6 protein-coding genes are annotated in these 6,713 nt (G+C 59.6%); 5 read left to right on the forward strand and 1 reads right to left on the reverse strand.

Annotation, left to right across the window (positions count from 1 at the left end):
- Positions 1 to 3 precede the first annotated feature (3 nt).
- From SMC1_RS04845 to SMC1_RS04865, 5 genes are all read left to right on the forward strand, one after another.
- Positions 4 to 1,341 (forward strand): aspartate aminotransferase family protein, encoded by a 1,338-nt coding sequence (locus SMC1_RS04845; protein ID WP_119085670.1) that lies wholly within the window; start codon positions 4 to 6, stop codon positions 1,339 to 1,341.
- Positions 1,342 to 1,414: 73 nt separating this feature from the next.
- The gene (locus SMC1_RS04850; RefSeq protein ID WP_119085671.1) at positions 1,415 to 2,614 is read left to right on the forward strand and encodes a thiolase family protein; all 1,200 of its coding nucleotides are present in this window, start codon (positions 1,415 to 1,417) and stop codon (positions 2,612 to 2,614) included.
- 18 nt (positions 2,615 to 2,632) lie between these two features.
- Positions 2,633 to 3,292, forward strand: coding sequence for a CoA transferase subunit A (locus SMC1_RS04855; protein WP_119085672.1), 660 nt, complete (start codon positions 2,633 to 2,635; stop codon positions 3,290 to 3,292).
- 1 nt (position 3,293) lies between these two features.
- Positions 3,294 to 3,977, forward strand: a complete 684-nt coding sequence (locus SMC1_RS04860; protein ID WP_119085673.1) for a 3-oxoacid CoA-transferase subunit B — start codon at positions 3,294 to 3,296, stop codon at positions 3,975 to 3,977.
- Positions 3,978 to 4,077: 100 nt separating this feature from the next.
- The gene (locus SMC1_RS04865) at positions 4,078 to 4,887 is read left to right on the forward strand and encodes an REP-associated tyrosine transposase (protein WP_119085674.1); all 810 of its coding nucleotides are present in this window, start codon (positions 4,078 to 4,080) and stop codon (positions 4,885 to 4,887) included.
- 86 nt (positions 4,888 to 4,973) lie between these two features.
- Here the strand turns inward: SMC1_RS04865 and SMC1_RS04870 are convergent, their stop codons facing one another.
- Entirely contained in the window at positions 4,974 to 6,557 is a 1,584-nt protein-coding gene (locus SMC1_RS04870; RefSeq protein ID WP_119085675.1) for a M2 family metallopeptidase, read from the reverse strand.
- Positions 6,558 to 6,713: the final 156 nt, after the last annotated feature.

Consider the following 6,713-nt stretch of genomic DNA (forward strand, 5'->3'; position numbering starts at 1 on the left):
GCGATGAAGTCTCCTGCTGAGTTCAAAGAGCTGTATGCAGCGAAGACACCGGCATCCCGAAAGCTGAGCGAGCGTGCCCGGCAGACTCTCCCGGCCGGCGTCGTCGCCAACGTCAAGTACTTTGCCCCCTACCCGCTGTTCATGCAGCGGGCGGGGGGTTCGCACTTGTGGGATGTCGATGGGAACGAGTACATCGACTACTGTCTCGCATTTGGGCCGCTCATCCTTGGCCATGGGCATCCGGCTGTTGTCAGTGCCGTGGCACAGTCACTTGCGACATGGGGCACGACGATTTTTGGGACGCCGAATGAACTCGAGGTCCAGTACGCCGAGAAACTGATGTCCATGCTGCCGATCGGCGGCAAGGTACGTCTCACCAACAGTGGTTCCGAGGCGACGTACCTGGCCCTGCAGCTAGGCCGCGCCGCGACCGGCAAGCCGGCTATCGCACGTTTCGAAGGGCACTACCATGGGTGGTATTATGAGGGCGTGCTCAGCAATACCCCGCGGGCGGCAGACTATGGAGATCCAGACCGGCCGACGTCCGTCGCCGGGTCCCGCGGGACTCCTGCGTGCATCCTCGAGAACACGTTGGTGCTTCCGTTCAATGCCCTCGACGCGTGCAGGACGCTGCTTACGGCCAATCGTGACCGCGTCGGCACGGTCATCGTCGAGCCGTCGCCGCGTGCGTTCTATCAGACAGACCCGGCTTTTCTGGAAGGCCTGCGCGCTCTCACCCGGGAACTTGGCATGGTCCTCATTTTCGACGAGGTGATGTCGGGGTTTCGCTCGGGCCCCAAGGGTGCGGCCGGCATCTTTGGTGTCCAGCCCGACTTGATGACCCTGGGCAAGATCATCGGGGGCGGATTCCCTGTGGGAGCGGTGGCGGGGAGGGAAGATCTTCTGGACCTGACGTCCCCGTTGTCGAGTGGTGGAAGCGTCTTCCACTCCGGGACGTTCAACGGGGCAGTCCAGGTTCTTGCTGCGGGGCTTGCCACACTGGATATCCTGTCAGATGAGTCCCAGATGCGGCCGTTCTATGAGGCGACCGAGGCGTTCAAAGCTGGAATCCGTCATCTGGTGACAGCCCATCACATCCCCGGGCATGTGGCCGGCCTCGGCGCCAATTTCGGCGTCATCATGAGCGAGACGCCGATTCGCAACTACCGCGACCTGGCTCGCGAGAACGGAGCCATGCGAGAGGCCTTCGACTTTGCATGCTTGACCGAGGGCATCTATGTTCATCCTCACAAACCGTTCTACACGTCATTGGCGCACTCGGCCCAAGACTATGAGGCGACGCTGCGGAAGCTCGACCAGATCTTCGCGGCGATCAGCTGAGCTGAGAATCCAGTCGGCGCAGTTGTCTGGTCACCTCGAGGGGTGAAAAGATACTGAACAGGGGGGAACAACAATGAAGTCAGTTGTCATCACGTCCGCAGTCAGAACGCCCGTCGGCAACATGGGCGGGGTTTTCAGGGACATTCTGGCCGTCGAGTTGGCAAGGACTGTCCTGGAGGAAGCCGTCAAGAGGTCAGGCATCGAGAAATCTATCGTGGATGAGATTATCCTCGGGCAGGCAAAACAGAGCACGGATGCGCCCAACATTGCCAGAGTCGCCGCTCTGGAAGGCGGTTTTCCAGAAGAAGTCCCCGCATACACGGTCCATAGACAGTGTTCGTCGGGTCTGCAGGCCATCCTGAATGCCGTGTGGCAGATTCAGGCGGGATATGGCGATGTGATCGTGGCTGGTGGCGTCGAGAGCATGAGCACGGCTCCCTACTACCTTCGCAGTGCACGCTACGGCTACAAGTCCGGGAACGGCGAGTTGCTCGATCCGAACACCGAGAGCCAGCCAAAGTCACAGCCCGAGGAGATCTACGGCTCGTTCACCATGGGCATGACGGCCGAGAATCTGGCGGACAAGTACGGGATCACCAGGGAAGAACAGGATGAATTTGCGTATGCCAGCCATGCCAGGGCCGTCGCAGCAATCGACGCGGGTCGGTTCAAGGAGGAGATCATCCCTGTGAGCGTGCGCATCGGGAAAGGCCAAACGATGCTTGTCGACACCGACGAGGGCCCCAGAAGAGATACAAGCCTCGAGAAGATGGCCAAGCTCAAGCCCGTGTTCAAAGCGGGAGGGACGGTGACGGCCGGCAACAGCTCCAGCAGAAACGATGGCGCCGCCGCTGTCGTGGTGATGTCGGAAGAGAAGGCCGGCGAGCTGGGGATCAAGCCTCTGGCAAGATTTGTGGCAGCAGGCATCGCCGGCGTCAACCCCACCATCATGGGCATCGGCCCGGTACCCGCCACGCGCAAGGCCCTGGAACGGTCAGGACTGTCGCTGGATGACATCGGCCTCATCGAGCTCAATGAAGCGTTCGCAGCTCAGAGTCTGGCAGTCGTGGGGGAGCTGGGCTTCAACCGCGATATCCTCAACGTGAACGGAGGGGCCATTGCGCTGGGGCACCCGCTCGGCTGCTCCGGAACGCGCATCTCGGTCACACTGATCCACGAGATGCTGCGGAGAAACACCAGGTACGGACTTGCAACCATCTGCGTTGCGGGCGGCCTCGGTGTGTCGACGATCTTCGAGAATCTGTGCGTGTGAGAGCAGGAGGTTCTGTCCATGGTTAGTGACAAGTACAGAAGCATCGAGGACGCAATTGCCAGGGTCAAGCCGGGGTCACGCATCATGGTCGGGAGCTTTGGCCTGGCCGGATATCCCGAGGAGTTGATAGAGGCTCTTGCAGCAAGTGGGACGGGAGACCTGACGATCATCAGCAACGACCTGGGTACGCCCGGCGTGGGCCTTGGCAAGTTGCTCACCAACAACCAGATCCGGTCGTTGATCGGGACCTACTACAACTGGAATCCAGAGGTAGCCGCGGCCAACAACGAAGGCCGGATCAGCGTGAAGCTTATCCCCCAGGGGACGTTCGCAGAAGCGATCAGAGCCGCCGGGGTGGGCATCCCGGCGTTCTTCACACCGACCGGAGCGGGAACAGACCTCGCCGCAGGCAAGGAGACCAGAGAATTCGCCGGCAGGGCGTGTGTGCTGGAAGAATCCATCCATGCCGACGTGGCACTCATCAAGGCCTACAAGGCCGACGAGCTGGGCAATCTGGTCTACTACAAGACTGCCCGCAACTTCAATCCTGTCATGGCGATGGCGGCAGACACCGTCATAGCCGAAGTCGAAGAGATAGTCCCTGTGGGGTCCCTGGACCCCGAGTGCATAGTGACACCCCACATATATGTGGATGTGCTGACGATGAGGAAGAGCTGAGATGCAGGCGATACTCGAACAACAGGCAAAAGAACGGATAGCTTCAGTGATAGCGCGCCACTTCGACAGCGAAGCCCAGAACGGGAGACTGTTCATCAACCTTGGCGTCGGCATTCCGACCATGGTGGCCAACTACGTCACAAGCCCCAACATCTACGTGCAGGCCGAAAACGGGATGCTCGGCGTCGGCTGTCCGGCGCCGGAAGGCCAGATGGACCATGACCTGATCAATGCCGGCAGGACGTGCGTCACAGAAACTCCTGGATGCGTCTACATGGACAGCGCCGCATCCTTCGGGATGATACGGGGCGGTCACGTCGACGCCACGGTCATCGGGGCGTTCGAAGTGGATCAGAAGGCCAACATTGCCAACTGGATCATCCCCAACGGGAAGCAGCTTGGGGTCGGCGGGGCGATGGACCTCGTGACAGGAGCAAGAGAAGTCGTCATCGCGATGCAGCACACCAGCAAAAACGGCAAACCCAAGCTGGTCAAAGGCTGCACGCTCCCCATCACCGGCATCGGCGAGGCAGACATAGTCGTCACCGAGTACGCCGTGTTTGTCTTCGAGGGCGGCAGACTGGTCCTCAAGGAAATCGCCCCCGAGATCACCGTGGACGAGCTCCGAGGCATAACCGACGCCGAGTTCGACCTGAGTCCCGACCTCCACCTCATGTCTCTGTAACTTTCTCGGGACGGTTCCGAAAGTGTTACACTCTCGACGATAACTTGAACTGGAGGAGGGAACATGTCAGGCACATGTTTCGTGCGGATGGTCTACTTGGATGAGTAGACAAGCGAGAATTCGGATTCCCGATGGCGTCTATCACGTGACGACACACGGCAACGGCGACATGATGATCTTCGAGGGGCCGTCCGAGAAGTGGCGACTGGTTGATCTGGTGGCGGACACGGCCAAGGAATTTGACTGGTCTATGTATGCCTGGTGCGTCATGGGGAATCACTACCACTTCCTGCTGAAGACGCATGACGACAATCTGTCGGAAGGAATGCACCACATCAACATGAGCTATGGCGAGTGGTACAACAAGGCCCGGGGACGCCACGGTCATGTATTTCAGGATCGGTTCTTCTCGATTCTAATCACTCAGGACAGCCATCTTCTCGAGGCCTCGCGCTACGTCGTGCTGAATCCCTTGAGGGCAGGCCTCGTGACTACGCCTCAGGAGTGGCGCTGGAGTAGCTACAGCACTGCCGTGCTGGGTGCGCCCTCTCGCGTTCCGCTAAGGGATCACGAGTTGATGGGGATGTTCGCGCAGGAAGAAGCAGAATCCCGCGAGCTCTACCGGGAATTTGTCCAGGCTGGTATCGGGCTCAAGAAACCGGACTTTCTACTCACGGGCAGGGCTAGGCAATGGGCGGAATCCAAGCGCCGCGCTCAGTCACAGAGCGGCCAAGATGTTGCTCCGCGAAAGCCTGTCGCCGGCCTGACCCCCGACATGATTGAAATCTCCCGTGTGGTCAGTCTCCACCAGCAGGGGATGAGTCTAAGAAAGATCGCCGCCGCACTTGGCATAAGTCACATGACGGCGCGGCGTTATCTGGCGCTCAACGCCGAAGAGACGAAACCATAACTCGCTCGGCTTATTCGGAATCGTCCCAAAGTGTAACACTCTCGGCATATTTGGAACCGTCCCGAGAGTGTTACAGTCCCTTGTCGTTAGTAGTTGAACTGCTGTACCAGGTAGGACGGGTTGAGCTTCTCGCCGGTGGCGTCTTCGATCATGGTGTTCCATGAGTACTTCGCGCCGGGCGTGAAGACGTTGTCGACGAACCAGCGCCCACCTTCGGGCGTCAGGACCTTACCCTCGGTTTCGGCGCGCAGGGTATGGTCGAACTGGGAGGCGAGCATCTCGCCGAGCAGGTAGTTGTGGTAGTACACGGGCGCCATCGCGAAGTGGTACTTGGCTGCCCAGTCGGGCTTCTCCAGGCGTTCCTCGGGGGTGTTGAGGTACTGGATGTTCTGGACGCCCTGGTACCAGAGGCGGCTGTCGCCATTCTCGGTGTGGTACAACTCGCTCTCGAAGAGCGCGAAGTGCGTGATCCACCTGGTCGCGACGAGCATCTGGTTACGGATGGCGACAGGCAGGTCGTCCTCTAGCCTCTGGAGGGCGGCGTCATCGATGCCCACCATCTGCTTATACCACTTGGGGTCACGGGCCATGCGGCCAAAGAACATGGCGACGGCTTCCGTCGTGAAGATGTGTGCGGGATGACGCAGGACCGGGGGAAGTGACATGTCGAGGTACTTGTCGTAGACGCCGTGCCCCATTTCGTGCAGCAGGGTCTCCATCTCGGTCTCGTTGGGGCGCAGGTTGGCCAGGACGCGGACGTCGCCCTTGTGGTCGAGGTGCATGGTGAAGGCGTGCTGGTCCTTGCCCGCGCGCTCGTAGAGGTCGCTGCGAGCGATAATGTCGCGGATGTCCAGCCCGATAGTATCGTAGGTCTTCGTCGCAAGTTCCTCGACGATGTGGTTGCCCTTGCCCTCGAAATAGACGCCGAGATCGACGTCTGAGGTGCGGGGGGCCTCCTGGAAGAACATGTCGCTCATGTGCCAGGGCATCAGTGTGGAAGGGTCGACGCCCAGGCGCTGTCCGACCGCCTGATCGATAGAGTCCTTAACGCGGCGGAACAGCGTGTCGGTCTGGTCGCGGTAGCTTTCGAGCGTCTGCTTGAGCCACGCACCGTCGAACTCCTGGAGCTGGATTGACATCTCATAGTAGTTGGCGTACCCCAGCTTGACGGCGGACTCGTTGCGGAGCTTGATGAGCTCCATGAGGCCAGGTTCGAGCACTGCGCCCACCTGCTTGCTGGCCAGCCATGCCTTCTTGCGAAGGTCATTGTTGGTGCTGGACCTGAGGACCTCCTCGATCTGCTTGTTGTTGACTTCCCTGCCGTCGATCGTTCCGCGGAACTTCGTCGTGATGCTCTGCAAGGCGATCTGCTTGATGACCAGTTGCTGAAGCATCTCCTTGTCAAGCTGGTTTTCGACCATCATGTCGTGGATAAGGGTGAGCTGCCTGCGCTCGAGCTCTTCCAGGTCACCCGCGGCGAGCATGGAGTTCACGGTGTCGAAGCGCTGCTTGTCAGCGAGGAAGAGCCGCATTGCCAGGTCGGCATGCTCCGCTTGAGCGGCGTACTCGTCCTTCCCGGTCGTCGACAGGTTCCAGGCGGCGATGTTGCACTGATAGTACAGTGCGTTGAGCTTCTCATTCAGTTCCTTCAGATATATGGCTTTTTCCATGGGCACCTCCTAGAGTATGTACAGTTTACGAAGTAATCGGCGAATGCAACAGGCCAGTAGAGGAGTGACCGGAACAGGCTCCAGCTTGAAGAGGCCGCGTTTGACATGTTCTTGGGGCCGCATATACTTCAAGTGTTCTCTGGGGCAGGGTGAAAT

This window comes from Candidatus Cryosericum septentrionale, assembly GCF_003570995.1.
GTDB lineage: Bacteria > Caldisericota > Caldisericia > Cryosericales > Cryosericaceae > Cryosericum > Cryosericum septentrionale.

Bases quoted from the DNA above. Each gene is read 5' to 3' on its own strand.
- SMC1_RS04845 (WP_119085670.1), top strand. From the start codon at position 4: ATGAAGTCTCCTGCTGAGTTCAAAGAGCTGTATGCAGCGAAGACACCG.
- SMC1_RS04850 (WP_119085671.1), top strand. From the start codon at position 1,415: ATGAAGTCAGTTGTCATCACGTCCGCAGTCAGAACGCCCGTCGGCAAC.
- SMC1_RS04855 (WP_119085672.1), top strand. From the start codon at position 2,633: ATGGTTAGTGACAAGTACAGAAGCATCGAGGACGCAATTGCCAGGGTC.
- SMC1_RS04860 (WP_119085673.1), top strand. From the start codon at position 3,294: ATGCAGGCGATACTCGAACAACAGGCAAAAGAACGGATAGCTTCAGTG.
- SMC1_RS04865 (WP_119085674.1), top strand. From the start codon at position 4,078: ATGAGTAGACAAGCGAGAATTCGGATTCCCGATGGCGTCTATCACGTG.
- SMC1_RS04870 (WP_119085675.1), bottom strand. From the start codon at position 6,557: ATGGAAAAAGCCATATATCTGAAGGAACTGAATGAGAAGCTCAACGCA.